This window comes from Paracoccus aminophilus JCM 7686, from assembly GCF_000444995.1.
In the GTDB taxonomy this organism is placed as follows: domain Bacteria; phylum Pseudomonadota; class Alphaproteobacteria; order Rhodobacterales; family Rhodobacteraceae; genus Paracoccus; species Paracoccus aminophilus.
In genome coordinates this window covers 150,093-170,833 of the sequence record NC_022050.1, presented here as the reverse complement: position 1 = coordinate 170,833, position 20,741 = coordinate 150,093, and the positions used below count along the sequence as shown (strand labels likewise).

At 62.0% G+C, this 20,741-nt stretch carries 16 protein-coding genes and 1 pseudogene; 7 read left to right on the top strand and 10 right to left on the bottom strand.

The features are described 5' to 3' along the window. Positions 1–35 precede the first annotated feature (35 nt). A pseudogene (gene istA / locus JCM7686_RS23115) lies at positions 36–1,315 on the top strand (IS21 family transposase); the annotation flags it as partial. 222 nt (positions 1,316–1,537) lie between these two features. On the opposite strand, the gene JCM7686_RS23110 reads toward istA, so the two are convergent. From JCM7686_RS23110 to JCM7686_RS23100, 3 genes are read right to left on the bottom strand one after another with little or no spacing between them, the layout of a single operon-like run. Next, a complete protein-coding gene (locus tag JCM7686_RS23110; protein ID WP_020952713.1) occupies positions 1,538–2,602 on the bottom strand; it encodes a response regulator in 1,065 nt (354 codons plus the stop codon). After that, a complete protein-coding gene (locus tag JCM7686_RS23105; RefSeq protein ID WP_020952712.1) occupies positions 2,589–4,382 on the bottom strand; it encodes a sensor histidine kinase in 1,794 nt (597 codons plus the stop codon). Before JCM7686_RS23105 ends, JCM7686_RS23110 begins: the two co-directional genes overlap by 14 nt. After that, positions 4,379–4,816, bottom strand: coding sequence for a molybdopterin-dependent oxidoreductase (locus JCM7686_RS23100; RefSeq protein ID WP_236635923.1), 438 nt, complete (start codon positions 4,814–4,816; stop codon positions 4,379–4,381). Before JCM7686_RS23100 ends, JCM7686_RS23105 begins: the two co-directional genes overlap by 4 nt. 198 nt (positions 4,817–5,014) lie before the next feature. Here JCM7686_RS23100 and JCM7686_RS23095 point away from each other — a divergent pair, with 198 nt between their 5' ends. The 5 genes from JCM7686_RS23095 (at position 5,015) to JCM7686_RS25220 (ending at position 10,201) form a co-directional block, all read left to right on the top strand. Continuing rightward, positions 5,015–5,986, top strand: a complete 972-nt coding sequence (locus JCM7686_RS23095) for a hypothetical protein (protein WP_020952710.1) — start codon at positions 5,015–5,017, stop codon at positions 5,984–5,986. Beyond that, a complete protein-coding gene (locus JCM7686_RS23765) occupies positions 5,983–8,271 on the top strand; it encodes a vWA domain-containing protein (protein WP_020952709.1) in 2,289 nt (762 codons plus the stop codon). The genes JCM7686_RS23095 and JCM7686_RS23765 overlap by 4 nt, the downstream gene beginning before the upstream one ends. Continuing rightward, entirely contained in the window at positions 8,268–9,086 is an 819-nt protein-coding gene (locus tag JCM7686_RS23085; protein ID WP_020952708.1) for an SH3 domain-containing protein, read from the top strand. The genes JCM7686_RS23765 and JCM7686_RS23085 overlap by 4 nt, the downstream gene beginning before the upstream one ends. A 42-nt stretch (positions 9,087–9,128) precedes the next feature. Beyond that, on the top strand, positions 9,129–9,596 hold the full coding sequence (locus JCM7686_RS24600) for a hypothetical protein (protein ID WP_148292723.1): 468 nt from the start codon (positions 9,129–9,131) through the stop codon (positions 9,594–9,596). Positions 9,597–9,925: 329 nt separating this feature from the next. Further along, the gene (locus tag JCM7686_RS25220) at positions 9,926–10,201 is read left to right on the top strand and encodes a histidine phosphatase family protein (protein ID WP_084621325.1); all 276 of its coding nucleotides are present in this window, start codon (positions 9,926–9,928) and stop codon (positions 10,199–10,201) included. A gap of 167 nt (positions 10,202–10,368) precedes the next feature. On the opposite strand, the gene JCM7686_RS23080 is transcribed toward JCM7686_RS25220, so the two are convergent. Together JCM7686_RS23080 and JCM7686_RS23075 are read right to left on the bottom strand one after the other, a co-directional pair. Continuing rightward, positions 10,369–11,298 (bottom strand): IS5-like element ISPam1 family transposase, encoded by a 930-nt coding sequence (locus JCM7686_RS23080; protein ID WP_020952385.1) that lies wholly within the window; start codon positions 11,296–11,298, stop codon positions 10,369–10,371. Positions 11,299–11,474: 176 nt separating this feature from the next. After that, positions 11,475–14,357 carry a Tn3 family transposase gene (locus JCM7686_RS23075; protein ID WP_013496756.1) on the bottom strand — a complete coding sequence of 961 codons (2,883 nt, stop codon included), beginning with the start codon at positions 14,355–14,357 and terminating at the stop codon, positions 11,475–11,477. A 120-nt stretch (positions 14,358–14,477) separates the two neighbouring features. Here JCM7686_RS23075 and JCM7686_RS23070 point away from each other — a divergent pair, with 120 nt between their 5' ends. Further along, positions 14,478–15,089 carry a recombinase family protein gene (locus JCM7686_RS23070; protein WP_013496757.1) on the top strand — a complete coding sequence of 204 codons (612 nt, stop codon included), beginning with the start codon at positions 14,478–14,480 and terminating at the stop codon, positions 15,087–15,089. Here JCM7686_RS23070 and JCM7686_RS23065 read toward each other — a convergent pair. From JCM7686_RS23065 to JCM7686_RS23045, 5 genes are all read right to left on the bottom strand, one after another. Next, complete coding sequence (locus JCM7686_RS23065; RefSeq protein ID WP_020952707.1) at positions 15,086–15,868, bottom strand: FMN-binding protein; 783 nt, start codon at positions 15,866–15,868, stop codon at positions 15,086–15,088. The two genes, JCM7686_RS23070 and JCM7686_RS23065, sit on opposite strands and share 4 nt — an antisense overlap. Then, positions 15,861–16,640: an RnfABCDGE type electron transport complex subunit D gene (locus JCM7686_RS23760; protein WP_020952706.1), complete on the bottom strand. Its 780-nt coding sequence runs from the start codon at positions 16,638–16,640 to the stop codon at positions 15,861–15,863. Before JCM7686_RS23760 ends, JCM7686_RS23065 begins: the two co-directional genes overlap by 8 nt. Next, positions 16,637–17,845, bottom strand: coding sequence for a Na+-transporting NADH:ubiquinone oxidoreductase subunit A (locus tag JCM7686_RS23055; RefSeq protein WP_020952705.1), 1,209 nt, complete (start codon positions 17,843–17,845; stop codon positions 16,637–16,639). The genes JCM7686_RS23760 and JCM7686_RS23055 overlap by 4 nt, the downstream gene beginning before the upstream one ends. A 503-nt stretch (positions 17,846–18,348) precedes the next feature. Then, positions 18,349–18,801, bottom strand: coding sequence for a universal stress protein (locus JCM7686_RS23050; protein ID WP_020952704.1), 453 nt, complete (start codon positions 18,799–18,801; stop codon positions 18,349–18,351). Further along, positions 18,794–20,710, bottom strand: coding sequence for a heavy metal translocating P-type ATPase (locus JCM7686_RS23045; protein WP_236635922.1), 1,917 nt, complete (start codon positions 20,708–20,710; stop codon positions 18,794–18,796). Before JCM7686_RS23045 ends, JCM7686_RS23050 begins: the two co-directional genes overlap by 8 nt. Positions 20,711–20,741 lie beyond the last annotated feature (31 nt).

Here is a 20,741-nt window from a genome sequence, read left to right as displayed (position 1 = left end):
TCTGCGTTTGCAGGGAGGGCGTGGGGATTTACAGCGTGGAGCTATATCTGAGAGTTCGTCAGGCTTGTGCGGATGGCATGAGTCAGCGGGAAGCGACGCGGGTGTTCAACGTGTCGCGGGACACGGTTCGGAAGATGATGTCGTTTTCGGTTCCGCCGGGTTATCGACGTCAGGCGGAGATCCGACGTCCTAAGCTCGATCCGTTCCTCCCGATCATCGATGGCTGGCTGGAAGCGGACCGAACGATGCCGCGCAAGCAGCGGCATACAGCGAAGCGGGTGTTTGACCGGCTTCGCGATGAGTGTGGCTTCACCGGCGGCTATACGATCATCGAAGACTACATCCGGGAGCGGGAACGACGTGGCCAGGAGGTGTTCGTGCCGCTGTCGCATCCGCCGGGTCACGCTCAGGCCGACTTCGGCGAGGCTTTGGTCCGGATCGGTGGTGTTGAGCAGAAGGCGCACTTCTTCGTTCTGGACCTCCCGCACAGCGATGGCTGTTATGTCCGGGCTTATCCTGCAGCAGTGGCCGAGGCCTGGGTGGATGGCCACATCCATGCCTTCGCGTTCTTCGGCGCGGTTCCCCAGTCTGTGCTCTACGACAACGACCGGTGCCTGGTGGCAAAGATCCTGCCGGACGGGACGCGCAAGCGGGCATCACTGTTCAGCGGGTTCCTGTCGCATTACCTGATCCGGGATCGCTATGGCCGGCCTGGCAAGGGCAACGATAAGTGCAATGTCGAAGGCTTGGTGGGCTACTCGCGGCGCAACTTCATGGTGCCGATGCCGGCGTTTGACACTTGGGAGGCGTTCAACCTCTGGCTGGAGGAACAATGCCTCAAACGTCAGCGTGCCGTCCTGCGGGGCGAAAGCGAGACGATCGGCGAGAGATTGCAACGTGACCTTGCTGGGATGCGCGCCCTCCCGGCGGCGCCGTTCGATGCCTGCGACCAGGACAATGGCCGGGTCTCGTCGCAATCTCTGGTGCGCTACAAGACCAATGATTACTCGGTGCCGGTCGCGCACGGCCATCAGGATGTCTGGATCCGGGGATACATCCATGAGGTGGTGATCGGCTGCCGCGGTGAGGTGATCGCCCGCATCCCCGATGCTGGGATCGCGATGAACTCGTCTTCGACCCGATTCATTACCTTCCGCTGATCGAGCAGAAGATCAACGCGTTGGATCAGGCGGCCCCGTTGCAGGGCTGGGACCTGCCGGAGGAGTTCGCCACCTTGCGCCGCCTGATGGAGGTGCGGATGAACCGCCAGGGGCGGCGCGAATATGTCCAGATCCTGCGGCTCCTGGAGGCCTTCGCTGGGGGCATGAAGGGAAACATGGACACAGAAGCGAGCCGTGGACGCGCCGACAGACATGACCCATCAGTCGAACCGGACCCGATGACGGGAAAGCGTTCCGGCTCAGCGACTATTTCAGCGACCTGCTAAAGGCATATTTTGCGCTACCGCAAGATGTGAGGCAGGCTTTTCTGAAACTGCTTGAAGGAGCAGGAAAACATTGAGCAAACGTCCGGACGTTCACTCGGTGCCGCAGCGGTCTGTTCGATTGACCTCGGCAACAGGAAGCGATGACGCTTCCGATATCGCCGGGCAAGCGAAGAGGATACCGACCAGCGTCGCCTGCCGGTCTGCACCCGTCTTCTCGAATATGTTGCGCAGATGGAAGGCGACGGTGGTTGCAGAGACGCCGAGGGCGGTCGCAATGGCTGCCGGTTTGTCTCCACTGGCGAGAAGCAGCGCAATCCGGGCCTCGGTCGGGGTCAGGCCATAGAGCGCGGAAAGCGTCTCGGCGCGCGGCAGCGGCGGCTTCTGGCGGTCGCCGAGAAAGATCGCGATCCGGGCCGCGTGTCCATTCGCCTGAAACGGCACTCCGAGCAGAGAAAGGCTTCGCTCTCCGTCCGGGCAGGGCAGGGCGAGCGGGCTGACACCGCTGTCCGGCCCCTCCTGCGCGATCTGCTGCAGCCATGATCCGAGCTTCCGGCTTTCGCTGTCGTCTGTGGCGCTGAGCGCCCCTTCGGTGATGAGCGCGCCCGTATCTTGCAGGATGCCTCTGGCCGCCGCATTCACGAAATGCACCCGGCGCCCGGCATCGGTCAGGATGACGCCGACCGCCAGCAGATCAAGAACCGCCAGCGCCTCGGGCCGGTCAGAAGCAGCCCATGGTATGGGGATGGCCGCCCGCGCGGGCCAGAGCCGGATCTGGCGCAGCCGTGCCTCGACCGTGGCCAGCATCAGGTCATAGTCGATCGGCTTGATCAGATAATCGTCGGCACCGAGGCGCTTACCCTCGATGATCTGTTCCCGTTCCGCCAGCGCGGTCAGGAAGACAAAGGGTGCCGCCGCATTGCTTCCGCCCGCAGCCTTCACCGCTTGCAGCAACGCGTGGCCATTCATCCCCGGCATCGAGATATCGCAAAGGATCAGGTCCGGCTGCACCTCCTCCAGCTGATCCAGAGCCTCGGCCCCGTTGCTGGCCTCGATCACGCCATAGCCTGCCTCGCGCAGTTCCTCGGCCAGATCACGCAGCAGGTCGACCTCATCGTCGATGCAAAGGATCAACCCTTTATCGTCAGATCCTCGCATTGTCGCTCCTTTCCGGGTCGGTTGCGGGAAGGGTAAGCGCAAAGACCACCTCATCCACGTTTCCATCCTCGGGCGGATCCAGCAAAGCCAGATCACCACCTTGGATCCGCGCCAGGCTGCGCGCCATGTAAAGGCCAAGGCCGATGCCGCCGATCCCCTCGACTCCGCCGCCGCGATAGTAGCGATCAAAGACATGCGGCCGGTCTTTGGCAACGATCCGGCCCCGGTTCGCCACCGTGACCTGCACCTGCCCGTCCTCCGCGCTGATGGTGACGCGGATCGGCAGGCCCGCCCCTGTATATTTGCGGGCGTTGGTCAGAAGGTTGAGCAGGATATGCTCGATCTGGGTGGCATCTCCGGTGACATTGGCGGGCGTGGCCCCGGTTTCTATATGGACCGGAGAAAGGCTTTGACCTTCACGTGAGACAATGGTCTTCACCAGCTCTGCAATATCAAGCTGGTGCGCATTGCGGGTCATCTGGCCGGCATCAAGGCGCGCCGCATCAAGAATGCTTTCCACCAGCCGCACCAGTTGCGCCACAGCGCCGCGCGCGCGGGTGGCGCGTTCGCCGATCTCATCCGGATCGGCGCTGCCGCCTCGCCGGATCAGGCGTTGCAGACCGGAATCGATCACCGCCAGCGGCGTGCGAAACTGATGCGAGACCATGGCGGCGAAGTTGCGGTAGATCTCCAGCGAAGCGCGTTCGCGCGTCAGCGCTGCATCCAGCTCTTCGGTGCGGTGCGCAACCTCTGCCTCCAGATGGTCGCGGTGCCGGGCCAGTTCGCGCTGCGCATCATGGCGTTCGGTCACATCCGATGCGATCAGCACAGCGCCGATCACCTGACCCTCGGACCGCAGCGGAAAGCCCATCAGGTCGACATAGGCGGGCGGGCCGCCATCCGGCCCGAACACCGGTTGGTCCAGCGATACCCGCGCCCGCCCGCCCATGATGTCGGAAAGCAGCGCCCCGACCTGTTCCGTGGCGAAAAGGCCGCTGATTTCATCCGGCACCCGCCCGAGAGCATCCCTGGCACGGGTGCCGAGCAGCTTTTCCATCACCTCGTTCCAGAGCGAACATCTTCCCGCCGCATCGAAAGCCACGACGCCGCGATCCCCGGCGCTGACCAGCAGCTGAGAAAACGCCCGCTCGGCCTGCAACTGCGCGGCCCTGCGGTTCGAGGACCGGGCAGTCAGCACAAGCGTCAGGATCAGCACCCCGCCCGCCAGCGCAATCACCCCGAGTGACAGGCCAATCTGGCGCATCCGGCTGGCGGTCTCGTCCAGCTGGGCGCCTATGTCGTTCCATTCCGCCACCATCGCCCGGTTCGCCGCCCGCCCGAGCTGGCGTGTCAGGGGTTGAAGTACCATTTGAAGCCTGTCTTTCGCCGAGACATCGCCCCGCAGCAGCTGGGCAATATCGGCCTCAAGCTGTGGTCCTGCTTCTTCCAACGCCGCAAGCGTGTCAGCCAGTCCCAGATGCAACATCCGCGAGCGCTGCGGCTCATCCAGCAGCACCCGTGCCGTGCTGAACCAGATATCCAGCTTTTCGTGCAACTCGGCCCTGTCACCCGTGCCGGCATGGGCCGTGGCCTCGGCCAGCCGCAGATGCGCGGCTTCGGCGCGGGAGATTACCCAGAGCATATTCTGGGTGATCTCGATCCGCAGCGTGCTTTGCGCAACCGTAAGCTGCCGGTAGGAAAATGCCAGCACGGTCGCAAAGACGGCAATGGTCAAAAGCGGCAGGACAACCCCGAGCAGTTGGCGCGGGAGCCGGGTCACCGGATCTCGATCCGGTTCAGCTGCCAGACCCAGCGGGTGTCATAGCGGATATCCTGCAACTCCTGATGCTGATCGCGGGGATAGACGATCCAATACGGCCCCTTGTCGCGTGGGCTTAGCCGCTCGCCGTTCATACTATGGGCAAGGACCACGTCGAAGCGGTGGAAATCCTCCATCGGCACTTCGATTTCATAGCCGTTCAGCGCGCCGAGGATGACCAGTTCTCCCTCCTCCCGCCGCAACTCGCCCAGCACATCGCGCATCAAGGGGCCCTCGAAATGCTGAACGCCTTCGGTCACCGCAGTGTTGGTGAAGAGCTCATGCACCGGCAGTTCCATGATCGCATCGGCATAAAGCCCTCCCGAAACCACCCCGCCATCAAGCTCATAATAGATGTCCTGGGCCTGCGACGGGCTGGCAAGAACGGGCGACATCAGGAGGGCGGCTGCCAATATGCGAAGATTGAACAAGGAAGTGTTCCGCTGAAAATTGCCGTTGAACGGGGCAGAATAGCCCCTGAGGCCCATACTGCCACAGTCTTTCCGGCTTTTCCCCCTCTGAACGAACGGGGCGCGGCGCAGCCAGACCTGCCAGAGTGCCGCATATTCGAATGAGCGGAGACAATTTTCCGAATGTGGGATTTCAGTATTGGTCAGGCCATCGGCCTGATGGTGCGCACGCTGCCCTTTGTTCTGCTGCGCGCCGGCGTCTATTTCGGGATCACGCTGGCCTATATGCTGGCAACCGGAACCGGGGTCGGGATCGGCTGGGGCGTCGGTGCCTTTGGCGACGATGATTTCCGCGCCCAGAGCATGGCCTGGGGCGGGATGATCGGTTTCGGCATCACCGGGGCGGTGATGTATTGGGTGCGCGAGTACATCCTCTATATCGTCAAGGCCGGGCATATCGCCGTTATGGTCGAGCTTATGGGCGGCAAGCCTCTGCCCGAAGGACGCGGCCAGATCGCCCATGCGACAGCGGTCGTGAAAGAGCGGTTCGGTCAGGCCTCGCTGCTGTTTGCGCTGGACCAGCTGGTCAAGGGCGTGATCCGCGCCGTCACCGGGTTGGTGCGTGGCATCCTCGGCATCCTGCCCATCCCCTATGTGAAACAGCTGATGGGCGTGGTGCAGGCATTTTTGCGGGTGGCGGTCGGCTTTGTCGATGAAATCATCCTGGCCCATGCAATCCGCACCGGCTCGACCGATGCCTGGGGATCGGCGCGCGAGGCGCTGGTGCTTTATGGCCAGAACTGGAAGGTCATGCTGAAGAATGCCGCCTGGCTGACGCTGTTCACCTATGGGCTGGCGGCGATTGTGTTCCTCGTCATGCTCGCCCCGGCCGCCGCGCTGGTCTACGCCATGCCCGGCGCCTGGTCTGCGGGCGGTTTCGTCTTTGCGCTGCTGTTCGCCTGGAGCGTGAAGGCCGCTTTCCTTGAGCCCTTTGCGGTGGCCTGCCTGTTGCAGGTCTGGGTCAAGGCCACCGATGGGCAGACCCCGGACCCGGAATGGGATGCCCGGCTTGAACAGATCTCCTCGCATTTCCGCAAATTGAAAGAGCGTGTCAGCACCCGTTTTGCCCGCGCACCGAAAGGAGCCCCCCAATGAAATCCTGGCTGACCGCCGCCACGCTCGCCCTCGGGTTGGCGCTGCCCGCGATGGCGCAAGAGCGCCCAAACACCATCCTCGTCCTCGATGCCTCCGGCTCAATGTGGGGGCAGATCGACGGGGTGAACAAGATCACCATCGCGCGTGATGTGGTGCGCGATTTTGTCGGCACCTTCCCGGCGGATCAGAACCTTGGCCTTGTCACCTATGGCCACCGCGAGCGCGGGCAATGTTCCGACATCCAGACGATGATAGACCCCGCCCCCGGCACCGGGGCGGAGATTGCCCGGATTGTCGACGAGCTGAACCCGCGCGGCATGACGCCGATGACTGATGCCGTGATCGCCGCCGCGCAGGCGCTGCGCCATACCGAACAGGCGGCGACCGTGATCCTGATCTCGGACGGGATCGAGACCTGCAACCCCGACCCCTGCGCCGCCGCCCGCGCGCTGAATGAAGCAGGCGTTGATTTCACCGCCCATGTCATCGGCTTTGACGTCAAGGGCGAGGCCGAGGCGCTGATGCAAATGCAATGCATCGCCGAAGAGACCGGCGGCCGCTTCCTCACCGCCGACAATGCCGCAGAGCTGACTGCGGCGCTGGAACAGGTCGCCGCGCCGACCGCTGGCCCCTTCACCTTCACCGCCCATCAAAGCCCCGAGCGGATGGGGCCAGAGCCTGTGTTCTTCTGGCCGAATGAGCCGCCTTCCGCCCCGCTGGTCGCGGGCGAGGTGTTTTGGCAGATCTCGGACAATGAGTTCAGCTTCGTGAGCGAGGCCACCGGCAACCCGCTGACGCTCGATCTGCCCTTTGGTGATTATGTGGTGACCGTCACCGCCGATGCCTGGGACCAGCCGGTCCAGACCGAAGGCACATTCGGCCCTGAAGGCCCGCGCAATCTGCATGTGATGTTCCCGCCCGCAGCACCTGCGCTGGCCGAACTGACCCTGCGCGCGGTGATGGACAGCGCCGACGGCCCGCTGATCGACACGCCATTCACCTGGGAGTTCAGCCGCGACGGCGACAGCTTTGAATTCGACGGCAATCCCGGCGTGATGGAGGTTCGCCCCGGCGGCTGGACCATCACCGGCCATCATACCGCTCTGGAACGCGCGCAAAGCGTGGATCTCGATCTGGCGGCGGGTGAGGCCCTGACCCATGTCATGGTGTTCGAGACGCCCGCGGCGCCCTTGCCCACGGTCACCGTGACCGCCCCGGCGCAGGTGGTGGTCGGCGCGGCTGTCCCGGTGTCATGGACCATCGAGGGCGATGTGAACCCGCGCGACTATGTCACCATCGTGCCTGCGGGCGCCGAGGCCGGCGTCTATACCAATTACGACCGCCTCGAAGGCCGGTCCGAGGGCCGCCTGCGCGCCCCGGCCGAGCCGGGCCTTTACGAGGTGCGGCTTCAGACCGAGGGGCGCGGTTCGTTGGTGCTTGCGACAACCGCGGTCGAGGTGATTGACGCCGCCGTCACTGTTTCGGCCCCGGCGCAGGTTGCGGTCGGATCGGCCTTCACCGTGACCTGGGAAGCTGATGGTCTGCATCCGCGCGATTATGTCACCATCGTGCCGATGGGCGCCGAGGATGGCGCCTATACCGATTATGACCGCATGGAAGGCCAGACCGAGGGTCGTCTGCGCGCGCCCGCCGAGCCCGGCCTCTATGAGGTTCGGTTGCAGATGGAGCAGATTGGCCGTGTTCTGGCCCGCACTCCGATCGAGGTGGTCGAGGGGAACGTCACCGTCAGCGGCCCGGATCGTCTACGGGCCAGCAGCGATTTGACCATCAGCTGGACCGGCGCGATCCACCCGCGCGACTATGTCACCATCGTGCCGGTCGGGACTGCGGAGGGCGAATATGGCGATTATCGCCGGATCGACAGCGCAACGCAGGTCAAGATGACTGCGCCGACAGAGCCGGGCGCTTACGAAATCCGCTATCACCTGGATATCGATAACCGGGTCATGGCGCGCCATCCGTTTGAGGTGCTGGCCGCAGATGCGGCGCTGGACGATGGGGCGGGGCTTGTGGCACCCGCCACCGCCAAACCGGGCGAGACAATCACCGTCACCTGGACCGCCAGCCAGGACGGCCGTGATCAGCGCGTGGCGCTGGCGCGCGCCGATCAGGCCGACTTCAGCTGGATCAGCGCTACGAGCTCTGTGGAAGGCAATAGTCTTGACCTGACCCTGCCGGACAGCCCCGGAACCTATGAACTGCGCTTTCTTGACCTGACTGACAGAAAAGTGCTTGGCCGATCAATCATCGAGGTACAGCCATGACAACCCCAGAGGCCCGTTCAACCGTCTTCGTCGCATCGGTTCTTTTGACACTTACAGCCGTAACTGCTGTAGCTGAAATCGACGGCCATGGCCCTGACGCCTGGCGCGTCACCGGGGTTTCGGCCAATGATCACCTGAATGCCCGCATGGGGCCGGGTACGAGCTATCCGGTGATCGACAGTTTTGGTCACAATGAGCGGGGATTGCAGCAGGTGACCTGTGTGCCTTTCTACACGGCAGAATATTACCACCGCATGAGCCAGGCCCAGATCGAAGCCTTGCCAGCGCGCTGGTGTCTGATGCGCGATGCGACAATGAGCAAGGCCGGATGGGTGGCGCAGCGCTTCATCACCCCAGATGGAGTCGAGACATATGCACCCGCTGCGGAAACATCGCCGCAACCCGAGCATGAACCCTATACCGCGCAAGCGGGGCTCGATCCGGTCGCGCAGGCCGTGGATCTGGTGCGTGAACTCTACGAACGTCAGTTTCAGTCCGAGAACAGCAATCTGCCCAGTGTGTTGGACACTGACGTGGCAAATCATTATTTTACCAGCGATATCGTGGCCCTGTTTGCGTCAGGTCGGATCGGCGCACATCCGATTTACGGCGCGCAGGATTTCAACGGCACAATCGGAGAGCCGACACCTGATCCCGACACCCCCATGCTGCGCGGCATGATCACCATCAACGTCGATTTCACCAACTTTGGCCGAAATCAACGCGTTGTTTACTATATCCGTCCGGACACAACGCGCCAGAACGCGCCCTTACGCATTTTCCGGGTCGAACATGATGGCTGGTCCTATCCATGAAATCGGCGAACAGAAGCGCCAACTGGAGGCATCAAACCAAACATGCGTAACGCGCCTTCGCCTGGCCTTGTAATTCTGACTGTCTTTATCGGGCTACATGTCGCTGGCAGTGTTTTTGCTGAAACGCCGATACTGGATGATTTACCTCCCGGTAAAACAGGCGTGCTTGAATCGCCCGTCGGTACATATGAGTTTACGACGACCGTTTGTGGCATCTTTCTTGAGGACAACTTCGAGGATATCGAAATCATGGGCCCCGGGACGGCACCTGACGGTGAGAATTTCTACTTTGAGTTATCTTCCACCGGAAACTCAATGACCATCAGTATAGGATCAGAAGGACCATTTGACTCTTCGGATCGACAATTGCAGGCGGGACAGCATGTGTCAGAACCGTTCACCGTTGAGACTTCAGGAGAGTTCATATCAGTACCGCACATCACTCTTGTCGACGAAGTTGGCTGGCGCATCATTGGGGATGCCAGCTTGCGGATAAATTGTGGCGAGTGACACCGCTCAGGATCCGGAGTTGATGAGCTACACCACATCTCTTGGACAAGATCTTGCCGAATTTAAGCTACTCTGTCCGTCATCGAATGATTTGGAACAGGCGGCCTAGTTCTGTAGCGGGTGGCTTGGGCTCATCGGTTTCAGGTTATGCTGCTTGACGCTGATGCTTCAAGCGGCGGTTCTGGATGGTTTGTTTGTCCGGCAACCTTTCTGGCCCATTGGGCCAGACCACCGATCACGGCAGAACCATCGATATGGCGGCCCTCCGCCAAATTAATCTGACCTTTGACGGCCTTCTGGCCGCCCCTTGAACGGATGGTTTGCGGGTTATGCCGTTAATGGGCCTCTCTGAGCGGCACTGGGGTGTCCTCGAGGGACGCCCGAAATCAGAGCGCGACAGATTGCAAGATCCCGAGGGGGGCGAGACAATCGAAGCGTTTCGTTCGCGTGTCGCGAAAGTCTTGCCGTATCTCGCGGGTGCAACACCCTTAGTCGTAACGCATTCAGGCGTGATACGCCTTCTTTGCGCCCAACCGAATGCACTGGTCCCGCACGCTAAGCCGATAGAATTGTCGTTCGACACAATCGCATCCGTTGGACGCTAGCTGAATGCAAATGGGCATGATGCAGCGACCTGAGGAAGTGTCGAGCAAATAGGACTATCTGGGAATGCCGACGCAACCCAAATTCAGCCCCAACGCCGCCATTGCATCGGAGAGGCTTTGTTGCGCTACTCGGCTCGAGGCCGCACGTATCCCTTTCCCAGATATCTTCAGTGCATGCGGAAGGTCTCGGGCGTGCCGAGTGAAGTGAAGCGGTTCATGAGTGCGATGCGGATTTGAACCTCTGCATCCTGCCTGTCGAAGTCTCTGGCCATGATGCGCTCGCCCAGAAGTTTGAGGCATCGCATCTTGGCCTCGACGCGACTTCGTCGGTGATATCCGGACCATTTCTTCCAGTTCGCCCGACCGAACCGTTTGCAGGCACGTAGCGCCTCATTTCGCGCCTGCAGGCCGGGATCATGGCCCTTCCAGTCCCTGGCATTTCGTCGCGGAGGTATGATCGCATCGGCACCTCGGGCTGCGATGGCGGTGTGACACCCTTTGGTGTCATAGATGCCGTCGGCGGTGACGCTGCCGATCCGCTCTTGCATCGGGATCTGCGCCAGCAAGTCGGGCAGAACGGGCGCATCGCCGATACGGTTGCTGGTCATCTCGACGGCTCGCACTTCCAGCGTATCAGCGTCGATACCTATGTGGATCTTGCGCCATTGCCTGCGGCGGCTGGCTCCATGTTTACGAACCTGCCACTCGCCTTCCCCTGAGAACTTGATCCCGGTGCTGTCCACCAGCAGATGCAGCGGCCCGGACGCCGCACGATATGGGATCTGCACCTTCAGGTGCTTCTGCCTGCGACAGAGCGTCGTGTAATCCGGCACCGGCCAGTCAAACCCGCTCAGAGCAAGAAGGCTCTCCACAAACCCAGTCGTCTGCCGCAGCGGCAGCCCGAACAGCACCTTGATCGACAGGCAGAATTGTATGGCCGCTGCCGAAAACCTCTCAGGATGACCCGCCTTGCCGCTCGGCACCGCAAACCATGCCATCTCCGGGTCAAACCACACCATCAGGGAGCCGCGACGCTTCAGAGCCTGACTGTAGCTGGACCAGTTCGTCGTGCGGAAAAGGGGGACAGGCTTGCTCATACGGTCAATCTAACCCGCTGACTCACAAACATGAACCGCCGACCCGAGGGATAGCGCAACAAAGCCTGCATTATCCGAAGTCGGTGATCCTGTACGCGGTGTACTTCTATGTCCGTTACGCCGTCTCCTGGGGTCTGATGCCGGAGAGTGCAGAATCCTACGCTAAGGCCGTTTGGTCATCTTTTGGGCCACCTGTATTCACCGGTGAGAAGGATGTGCGCCCACCCGAGGGGTGAAATATGCGCCAGAAGGTTTGCTGAGCAGTCCAAACCATCACTGCGGCGACTATCGACAGCGTGACCGAGATGTCTGGTGTTCCAGTAAATGATGATGGCGGCGAGGAGGTTCAGCCCGGCCATTCGGAAGTGCTGGCCTTGGGCTGTTCGATCACGGATTTCACCTTGGCGCCCTATGCGCAGGGCGTTTTTCAGCGCATGATGCGCTTCGCCCTTATTCAGGCCGATTTGGGCACGGCGTTGCATGTCGGCATCCAGCAGCCAATCGATGATGAACAGCGTCCGTTCGATCCGGCCGATTTCGCGCAATGCGACCGCAAGTTCATGCTGTCGGGGATATGCAGCGAATTTTCGCAAGAGTTGGCTTGGCGGCATCGCGCCCGCCACCATGGTGGCCGCTGCGCGTAGGATGTCGGGCCAGTTCGAGCTGATGACAGGTTCCCTGACCTTGCCGCCGATCAACCCCTTCAATTCTTTCGGGCAGGATGCCGGATTGAAGAGGTAGAGGCGCTTGGATGGCAGATCCCGGATGCGGGGGATGAACTGAAAGCCCAGAAGGGCAGTGACGGCGAAGACGTGGTCGGTAAAGCCGCCCGTGTCGGCATACTGTTCGCGGATTTTCTGACCTGCGTCTGTCATCAACAGGCCGTCCAGGATGTAAGGGGCCTCGTTCACCGTGGCCGGGATGGTCTGGGTGGCGAAAGGGCCGAACTGGTCAGAGACATGGGTATAGGCTTTCAGACCGGGTTCATGGCCGTATTTGGCGTTGATCAGGTTCATCGCCTCGCCCTGGCGCGTGGTCGGGAAGAATTGCCCGTCGCTCGAAGCGGTCTGCCCTGCGCCCCAAAACCGGGCCATCGGCAAGGCAGATTGACCTTCGATCACCATGGCCAAGGCGCGTGCCATCGCCTCGCTTTCCACATGCCAGCGCGACAAGCGCGAGAGCTGGAAATAATCATGGGTGTTCGTGGCCCCAGCCATTTTGCTGAGGCCAAGGTTCAGCCCCTCAGCCAGCAGCACGTTCAACATGCCGACCCTGTCTTTGCATGGAACGCCGGTGCGCAGATGGGTGAAGGCCTCGGTAAAGCCGATCTCGTCATCCACTTCGAGCAGGAGGTCTGTGATCCTGATCTCTGGCAGGCGGTTGTAGAGATCGAGCACCATGGCATCGGCCTCTTCGGGGACAGCGGCCGTCAGACGGTCGATCTTGAGCACGCCATCTTCGATAGAACCTCCCGGAATGGCACCCGCCCTGGCGGCGCGGGCCAGTCGTTCCAAGCCATCTGCTAGGCGAGATTTTCGATCCGCGAGCCAGAGCTCCGGTTCAAACGGCATGGCCAGTTTTGGCGTGGCCCTGGCAACTTCCGTCGGAACCAGCGCGTCCTTGAGATCACCATACCGGCGGGAATGTGCGAGCCAGATGTCGCCGGCACGGAATGCGTCGCGTAGGTGGCACAGGACCGCCACCTCCCAAAGCCGGTTCCCATCGTCGTGATTCAAGTGTCGATGCCATTTCGAAGCCCGGCGCAGAAAGGTCAGTGGCCGGGTAGTTGTCGTTTCCGTACCCGCGACGATGTCGGCGGCGGCAAGCAACGGTTCGGCCACCGGGGCCGCCTGAATATCGAGCGCCCGGAGCATGCGCGGCGCATAGCGTCGGAAGCGATGATACCCGTGAACAACATGTGCCAGTGGATCAGCCGCCAATGTGTCGGTCAGTTGGGCGGCGGTGGAAACAAGCCCCCTCAGCGATGACCAGCCTCCGGCGTTTTGAATGGCCTCGATCAGGGAGGCCTGATCTTCATGTGCTTCCAGCAGAGCTGATCCAAAATTTGAGAAGCCCTGCAAGGTGTCTTTCAAAGCAGCCTTGGCGTCATCTGCCCGAGCATCGCATACGCGTTTCGCCTCGCGCCACGTCTTCCCCACAATCCGGTCATGGCTTTCGACCACGGCATCGGCAATGGCACTGCGCCATTCCAGAGCGCAGACCGCGAGGATGGCAAGGCGGCGGTCGCCGGAGATATCCCGCAGATCTCCGGCGAAGTAACGTTCACCTTGCCGTCGGAGGCGCGCGATACGGTGGGGCGGCACACCCGACAGGACGGTTCGGTCCACGGCCATGGTCTGCAAGAATTCCAACCGGCCGAGCAGCCGGTTCATGTCGGCCGAGTTCTGGCCCACCTCAAACTGGCGCAGCCAGACAAAGCGGGTGACAGAACCGTCCGCCATTTCCGTCAGCAAGGCGTCAAGTCGGCTGCACATCTCATCATCCAGCCGGTCGGCAATCCGAGCGTCGATCCGTCGCTCTGCAGCAACGAGTGCATCCGCGCAAAGGCGTTCGATAACCGTGATCCCTGGGAGAATGGTCTGGGTCGCCCGGCATTGTTCCACGAAACGCCGCGCCAAGTCCTCGTTCGACCGGGCAGTTTCGGCTGTTCTCTCCAGCCAGGCCTTCAGGTCGCGCGATCCTCGGCCAGTGAACATCTTGTAGCTATAGAGATCCCGCAGGGCCGCCAGATGTTCATGACGCGTTTCTTCGCGGCTTGCATATCCAGCCAGATCGTCTGACTTCAGCCCAAGCTGTGCAGCCAGGAAGCGCGTGATCTCCATTGGAATGACCTCGCCCGGGGTCAACAACCGACCGGGATAGCGCAATGCGCAAAGCTGGAGAGCAAACCCAAAACGATTGTGGGGGCGGCGGCGGGCGCGGATGATTTCCAGATCGTCGTCCGCAAGGATGTAGTGGCGCAACATCGCCGTTTCATCGATCGGAAGATCAAAAAGTACTGAGCGCTGACGCTCGGTGAGGATAGTACGATGCGCCATATTTCTTTTGCTTTCTACATATGGTTTGCGTATTGATGATTAAGATATTGAATAAGGAATTGTTCGGATGGCCGAAAGCGCGCCGCTTTCCAGAACACCTCAAACGAACGTTTGTGAAACATGCTGATCGGCTATGCGCGGGTTTCGAAAGCTGACGGCAGCCAGTCCCTCGACTTGCAACGAGATGCATTGATCGCGTCCGGCGTCGAGGAGGACCAGATCTACTCAGATCTGGCGTCCGGCAAGAAGGATGACCGATCCGGTCTGGAGGCCTGCCTCAAAGCATTGCGTGAGGGGGATGTGCTGATCGTGTGGAAGCTCGACCGCTTGGGGCGCAGCCTCCACCACCTTGTCAAAACCGTCAGCATGCTGTCCGAGCGTGGCGTTGGCCTCAAAGTTCTCACCGGGCAAGGGGCGCAGATTGACACAACGACTGCGGCTGGAAGGCTTTCATTCGGCATCTTTGCTGCGCTTGCCGAATTTGAAAGCGAGTTGATCCGCGAACGCACGATGGCGGGGCTCCAAGCCGCCCGCGCGCGCGGCCGAAAGGGAGGAAGAAAGTTTGCGCTGACGAAAGCGCAGGTCCGCATGGCTCAGGCCGCAATGGCTAGCCGCGACACATCGGTTTCAGAACTCTGTAAGGAATTGGGGGTCAAACCGGTCACACTCTACCGATATGTCGACCCGAACGGCAATCTACGCGATTACGGGAAACGGGTTCTCAGCGCTTAGCGTAGGATTCTGCACTCTCCGGCATCAGACCCCATGAAGGGACCGAAACCATCGGGGCCCAGCCAGAAATGCACCATGTCGATGGTGCCGTAGCTGGTGACGGAGGCCCCCGAGATCATTTCGACCTCAAAATCCCCGGATGCACCTGAAACTGTGTCGATCAGGATCACGTCCCCCTCGAAAATGCGACGCCCGGTCCAGCCGTTGCGAAACTCGGCCTCGGTCACGCGCGATCCCAAGCCCGGGGTCTCGCCCTGTTCATAGACCGTGAAAGCGGCGACGGTGTTCAGGTCGCCCTCCAGCGCCAGATAGGCGCGGATGGTGGATTGATAGCCCGCACCGCGCACCGGTAGAACCAGAAGCCGGATTTCGTCCCCCTCGCGCACCAGCCAGATTAGCGATTCATTCTCGCGCCGGCTGATCGCGGCAAGATCGGCCGCCGGAGGCAGCGCGGTGCTGCGATCAGGATCTGCTGCCGCTGCGGTTTGGTCGAAATCGGTGGGGTCTGTCTGCGAAATCCGACCCGTTGCCAGATCGACGATCAGGGTTTCGATCCCGCCACCATCGAGCAGATCGGAGATACCTGGTACGCTTTCCAGCATTGCCGCCATCTGACCGGCGCGCGCAGCGAGGCGGTTTTCTTCGATCAGCGGGCGCAAGGTGACGGCGGTCCCGGCAACGATCAAGGCACAGATGGCGGCGACCAGCGCCGCCATGCCGATGGATTTCACCGGATCGCTGTTGGGACGGGCCAGGAAGCGTTGGAAAGCCTTAGCCATTGCGCAGCCTCCGAGCACGGTGATGCATCCATGCGGAATGGATTACGATTGCGATATGGTCCAGCAGCGGCGCAAATATCTGCGCCAGCAATGTGGCAAAAACCACTGCGCCAAAGACAGGACCGGAGGCCGCGAACAAGGCGGTCAACCCACCAGCCAGCACTCCATATGCCAGGCGGCCAAGGGATGTCGCACCCGATACAGCCGGATCGGCGGTCAGGAAAAGCAGCGCCAGCAGCAACGTGCCCGTGATCAACATGGTCATCTGCTCCGGCGCGATCAGCGCGCTGACTCCGGCAAGCCCGGCTGCAAGACCGGCCAACACTGTGAGGCGCGCCTGCCCTGTGATCACCAGAAAAGCCAAGGCAGGCAGGATGGCGATCAGCGGCAGATCCGGGCCTTGACGCCAGGGCTGATCGGCAAAGGAAAAGGCCATGAAGGCGAATGTCAGCGCCACTGGCTGCACGAAGTTGCGGCCTCTCCCGCCAAAGATCGCCTCACCCAGCACCATGCCGAAACTGACGCCCAAGGCCAATTGCCAGAAGGGTACGCCCATGGGCGCAAACAGGGCGACCAGCATGGCTGCGACAGCACCGTGCAACCCCATCCCTTGGCGTCTGACCTGCGCGAACAGAGCCTGCCAGCCAAAGATCAGTACCGCGCAGAACAGCAGCCGCGATGCGACCCAATGGTCCTGCGGCCATAGCCAGGCAAGAGGCGGCAGCAAGGCGAGGATAGCCGCAAGATCATCCCTCAGCAGTCCCGGCCTCATATCGTAGCCTCCAACTCATCAAGGGTCTGGCGCAGCAGAACGCGGTAATCGGGGTGCCCTCGCAGGCGGGCATTCAATGCCATGAGGTCCTCCTCGATCAGGCCAAGAACACCCAGATCTCGCGCCGCTGTGAGATCTCCCGAGGCGAGTGCGCGTAAAAGCGGAACCGCGAGTATCCCCGGGGGCATCGTAACCTCGTCCCATGGGTTTGGGATGAGGGCGGCTATGCGCGGCGCCGTCAGCCGCATGAACCAGCCCTTTCGGTGATCGGCCCTTTCGTGCGGGACGGCTGAGATCTGACGGATGCCTGGCCGCAGAAAGGTGGCCGGGCTGCCATTTTCTCCGCCCGCCAGCAGGCGCAGGGTTGTATCCTTCAGCCTTCCAGCGGCAAGATCATGCAGGCGCGCACCGATCGGGGCGGCAATCAGGCCGGGACGGGCCATTGCGGACCCGGTAAGCGCGACGATGCGGCGCGGCCAGATCGTGCCGGTCTTCAGTAGATGGCCAAGCGCCGCGACCTCTTGCCAGTGGATCTGCCAGACCATCCCACCATGGGTGACCGGATGCAGGGTATGGATATGCGCCGAGGCCAGACCTCCGCGGAATGGGTGGGTGCGGATGCCTAAGACTTCTGGCAGGGCTAGATCGGGGGGATGGCAGAGGTTGACCGGCCCATCTGAAAGCATCGTCAAAGCACTCAGCCCGCGCGTGAACCAATCCATGAGATCAGGCAGGATCGCCGCAGGATCAGGCATGCCCGGAGCGCCCTCGGTCAACGTGACGAACAGGGCCTCGGGCTGTGTCGATGGATCGGGGATCCGCCCGAAAGGGCGCGTTCGCAACGCGGTCCAGAGCCCCGAGGCGATCATGAGATCAATCAGCTGCGCGCGATCCGCGACATCTGTCGTGAACTGCCGCACGGCATCGCCCTCGGGAAGGATTTCCAGCTCAGAAAGGCTGCGACGAGCGCCAAGTTCAAGCTTTGATACCCGCCCGGCTGCAGGGGCGACTGCGGTGATCCATGACCGCTTGCGATCACGAAAGAGGATATCGCCCGCGGCAACTTTCTGGTTCGCTTTGACCATCAGCGCGGGCCTTAGCTGTTGCAGATCGGATCCCGTGATACCGAGAGGACTATCCGAAGATACGTTTTCGACAAGACCGCCAGTCAGTCTCGGGCACCAAGCCCCTATCAGGGGGATCATTCAGTCTCCGATCCGTGTGCGTAGGGCAGCAGATTCCCCGCCAATCTCAGACTATACTCCATGATATGTTCCAGCTTTGATTCAGGTCAAGTTTGCTAAATCGACGTTTTTTGGCCTCCTGACAGAATTCTGATTGATGAAATCATTACCTAATCAATGGGTCCTAACCATAGGCCGCCGATCGCAGCGATAGTTCGCAGTGAACACGACAAGGAGACTTTTGGCGCAACGGTCGCGGACAGATCAGGAGAAGCAGATGTGCACCACGAACAATCGAGCTCGCGGCGTTGACTTGGCCTTACCGCGAACACCATGCGGGCTCGTAGCATCTGATAGCCACGCATCGCTCATTTGCTTTTCCGCAGGCTTCAGAGCTCCATGCGACCTCTCTTTCCCCCCGAAAGGAAGGAAAATCTAATGCTCTCGCCAGAATTCTGCAGGTGTTCGGGTCATCCCAACCTTCTGTATTCGGCCCGGCCCGCTTCGCAGCGGGCCAAGGGGTGTCAGGCCCGCACGACCAAGACGGGGATTGCGGAACGGGTGACAACCTCGGTTGCCTGACTGCCAAGTAGCATCCGCTTCAGCCCGCGCCGCCCGTGAGAGGCCATACAGATGAGATCGCAACCGAGAGCCTCGGCGCGCTCTAAGATAGTATCAGCAGGCGTGGCATCAGGCACATGCAGGGCGGTTGCAGAAACGCCCGCATGTCTCGCACGCTCTGCGGCGGCCTCAAGGATCCGTTCTGCCGTTTCGCGCTGCGCCTGATCATAGCCCTCGAGAACCGCCGCTGGCGTGTATGCCCCGGCCCCCATCGCCGCTGCTGCAATCGGGAAGGGCGGCGTCACAGTCAGGATCGTCACCGCAGCGCCTATGCTGGATGCAAGTGCAATGCCATGCTCAAGGCCGAGGCCCGCGTTCTCAGAGCCATCGGTGGTGATAAGGATGTGCTTATACATGGGAAACCTCTTGAGGTTGGGAGGAGGGATGCGAGGCCGCTTTTCGCGCCGCGCCGCGATCATTGCGGATCGGATCGGCGAGCAGCCGCAACCCGTTTAGCACCACCAGAACCGTGCCCCCTTCATGGCCGATGACGGCAAGCGGCAAAGGCAGCTCGAAAAATAGCGCCGAGACCACCAGAAGCACCATCATCGCCAGGGCAAAGCCGAGGTTCTGCCGGATGATCCGGCGGGTACGCAAGGCCAGTGTCCGGGCGGCGGCAAGGCGGGTCATGTCCTCGGACAGAAGCGCCACATCTGCGGCCTGCAGCGCCACTTCGCTGCCCGCAACCCCCATGGCGACGCCGACATCCGCCCGGGCAAGGGCAGCGGCATCATTCACCCCGTCGCCGACGAAGGCCGTTCGGCCCTTTTCGGCAAGCGCGGCAACCAGTTTGACCTTGTCTTCCGGCAACAATTCGGCGTGGATTTCCGCATCGGAAAAGCCGAGCTCCCGCCCGATCCGTTCGGCCACCGGGCGGCGATCCCCGGTCATCAGGGCCAGCTGCGCCACCCCCGCCGCACGCAGTTGCGAAAGCCCGGCGGCAGAGCTTGGCCGCGGGCGGTCTGCCACCGTGACGCCGCCGATCAGCTGCTCGCCACGCCCGATCCAGGTGACGGTTTGGGCCGAGGCCTTCAGCCGCTGCGTCCCGGCCGTATCGACCCGCGCCCCCATCCGCTCCAGCATGCGCTGGTTTCCGGCCCAGATCGGCCCCTCTTCGTCAATCCCGGTGATGCCCTCACTGGGATGGGTCACGACATCCCGGATGGCGGCGGGGGCAAGCCCCTCGGCCTCTGCCCGGCGCCGGATCGCGGCGGCGATCGGATGCTCGGACTGCGCCTCCAAACCCGAGAGCAGCGCCAGCATGCGCCCCTCGGGGATCTCTGAGGTGAGGTCGGTGACCTCTGCAACTCCGGTGGTCAGGGTGCCGGTTTTGTCAAAGGAAAAGCTCTTCACTTCTGCCAAGGCTTCAAGCGCCGCGCCACCTTTGAACAACACGCCGCCCCGTGCCGCAGCCGCCAGCGCCGACAGCATGGCGGCGGGCACCGAGATCACCACGGCGCAAGGGCTTGCCGCCACCAGCAGCACCGCAGCGCGGTAGAGGGCGTCGGAGGCGGAAGCCCCCATCCCCCACAGAACCACAAAGGCCAGCATGGCCCCCAAAAGCACGGCCACGGTGTAGCGCTGCCCGAACCAGGCGCTGAAGGTCTCGGAAGGCGCGCGGGCGGCTTGGGCCTCGGTCACCATGTCGATCATCCGCGCCACGGTGCTGCTTTCGACGGTGGCGCTTGCGTGCATGGTCAGCACGGAATTGAGGTTGACCGTCGCCTCGAAAAGCTTCGCTCCGGGCACCTTTGAGACGGGCATCGACTCTCCGGTGATCGTCGCCTCGTCGACCGTGCCTTCGCCGGTGACAAGCACGCCATCCACGGGCACGCGCGCGCCCGGACGCAGGACAAGCAAATCCCCCTCGCGAAGCGCCGCGACGGGGATTTCCTCTGTCGCGCCCGTGGCGCTCAGCCGCAGTGCAGTCTCGGGGCGCAGCGCCATCAGCGCCTCGATCGCGCGGCGGGCGCGGCCCATAGCGCGATGCTCCAGCGTGCCCGAAATGCTGAAGAGCGTGAGGAGAACCGCCCCCTCCAGTGGGGCGCCTACCGCAAGCGCGGCCAAAGCCGCGATGATCATCAACAGGTCGATGTCGAGCACGTGGTCCTTGAAAAGTGCACCAAGCGCGCGCAGCCCCGTCGGAAGCCCGGCCGCAAGATAGACAAGTGCAAGCCCTGCCGTGAGCCAGATCCCCGGCAGCACGAAGGTGCCGAAGAAGGCGGCCGCCATGCCGAAACTCGCCGCGAGCGTGAGGGGAAGCATGAGGCGTTCTTCAAGACTTACAGGGGCGGTG

Bases quoted from the DNA above. Each gene is read 5' to 3' on its own strand.
- JCM7686_RS23080 (WP_020952385.1), bottom strand. From the start codon at position 11,298: ATGAGCAAGCCTGTCCCCCTTTTCCGCACGACGAACTGGTCCAGCTAC.
- JCM7686_RS24600 (WP_148292723.1), top strand. From the start codon at position 9,129: ATGCGTAACGCGCCTTCGCCTGGCCTTGTAATTCTGACTGTCTTTATC.
- JCM7686_RS23075 (WP_013496756.1), bottom strand. From the start codon at position 14,357: ATGGCGCATCGTACTATCCTCACCGAGCGTCAGCGCTCAGTACTTTTT.
- JCM7686_RS23065 (WP_020952707.1), bottom strand. From the start codon at position 15,868: ATGGCTAAGGCTTTCCAACGCTTCCTGGCCCGTCCCAACAGCGATCCG.
- JCM7686_RS23095 (WP_020952710.1), top strand. From the start codon at position 5,015: ATGTGGGATTTCAGTATTGGTCAGGCCATCGGCCTGATGGTGCGCACG.
- JCM7686_RS23070 (WP_013496757.1), top strand. From the start codon at position 14,478: ATGCTGATCGGCTATGCGCGGGTTTCGAAAGCTGACGGCAGCCAGTCC.
- JCM7686_RS23110 (WP_020952713.1), bottom strand. From the start codon at position 2,602: ATGCGAGGATCTGACGATAAAGGGTTGATCCTTTGCATCGACGATGAG.
- JCM7686_RS25220 (WP_084621325.1), top strand. From the start codon at position 9,926: ATGCCGTTAATGGGCCTCTCTGAGCGGCACTGGGGTGTCCTCGAGGGA.
- JCM7686_RS23760 (WP_020952706.1), bottom strand. From the start codon at position 16,640: ATGAGGCCGGGACTGCTGAGGGATGATCTTGCGGCTATCCTCGCCTTG.
- JCM7686_RS23055 (WP_020952705.1), bottom strand. From the start codon at position 17,845: ATGATCCCCCTGATAGGGGCTTGGTGCCCGAGACTGACTGGCGGTCTT.
- JCM7686_RS23100 (WP_236635923.1), bottom strand. From the start codon at position 4,816: ATGTCGCCCGTTCTTGCCAGCCCGTCGCAGGCCCAGGACATCTATTAT.
- JCM7686_RS23045 (WP_236635922.1), bottom strand. From the start codon at position 20,710: ATGCTTCCCCTCACGCTCGCGGCGAGTTTCGGCATGGCGGCCGCCTTC.
- JCM7686_RS23765 (WP_020952709.1), top strand. From the start codon at position 5,983: ATGAAATCCTGGCTGACCGCCGCCACGCTCGCCCTCGGGTTGGCGCTG.
- JCM7686_RS23050 (WP_020952704.1), bottom strand. From the start codon at position 18,801: ATGTATAAGCACATCCTTATCACCACCGATGGCTCTGAGAACGCGGGC.
- JCM7686_RS23085 (WP_020952708.1), top strand. From the start codon at position 8,268: ATGACAACCCCAGAGGCCCGTTCAACCGTCTTCGTCGCATCGGTTCTT.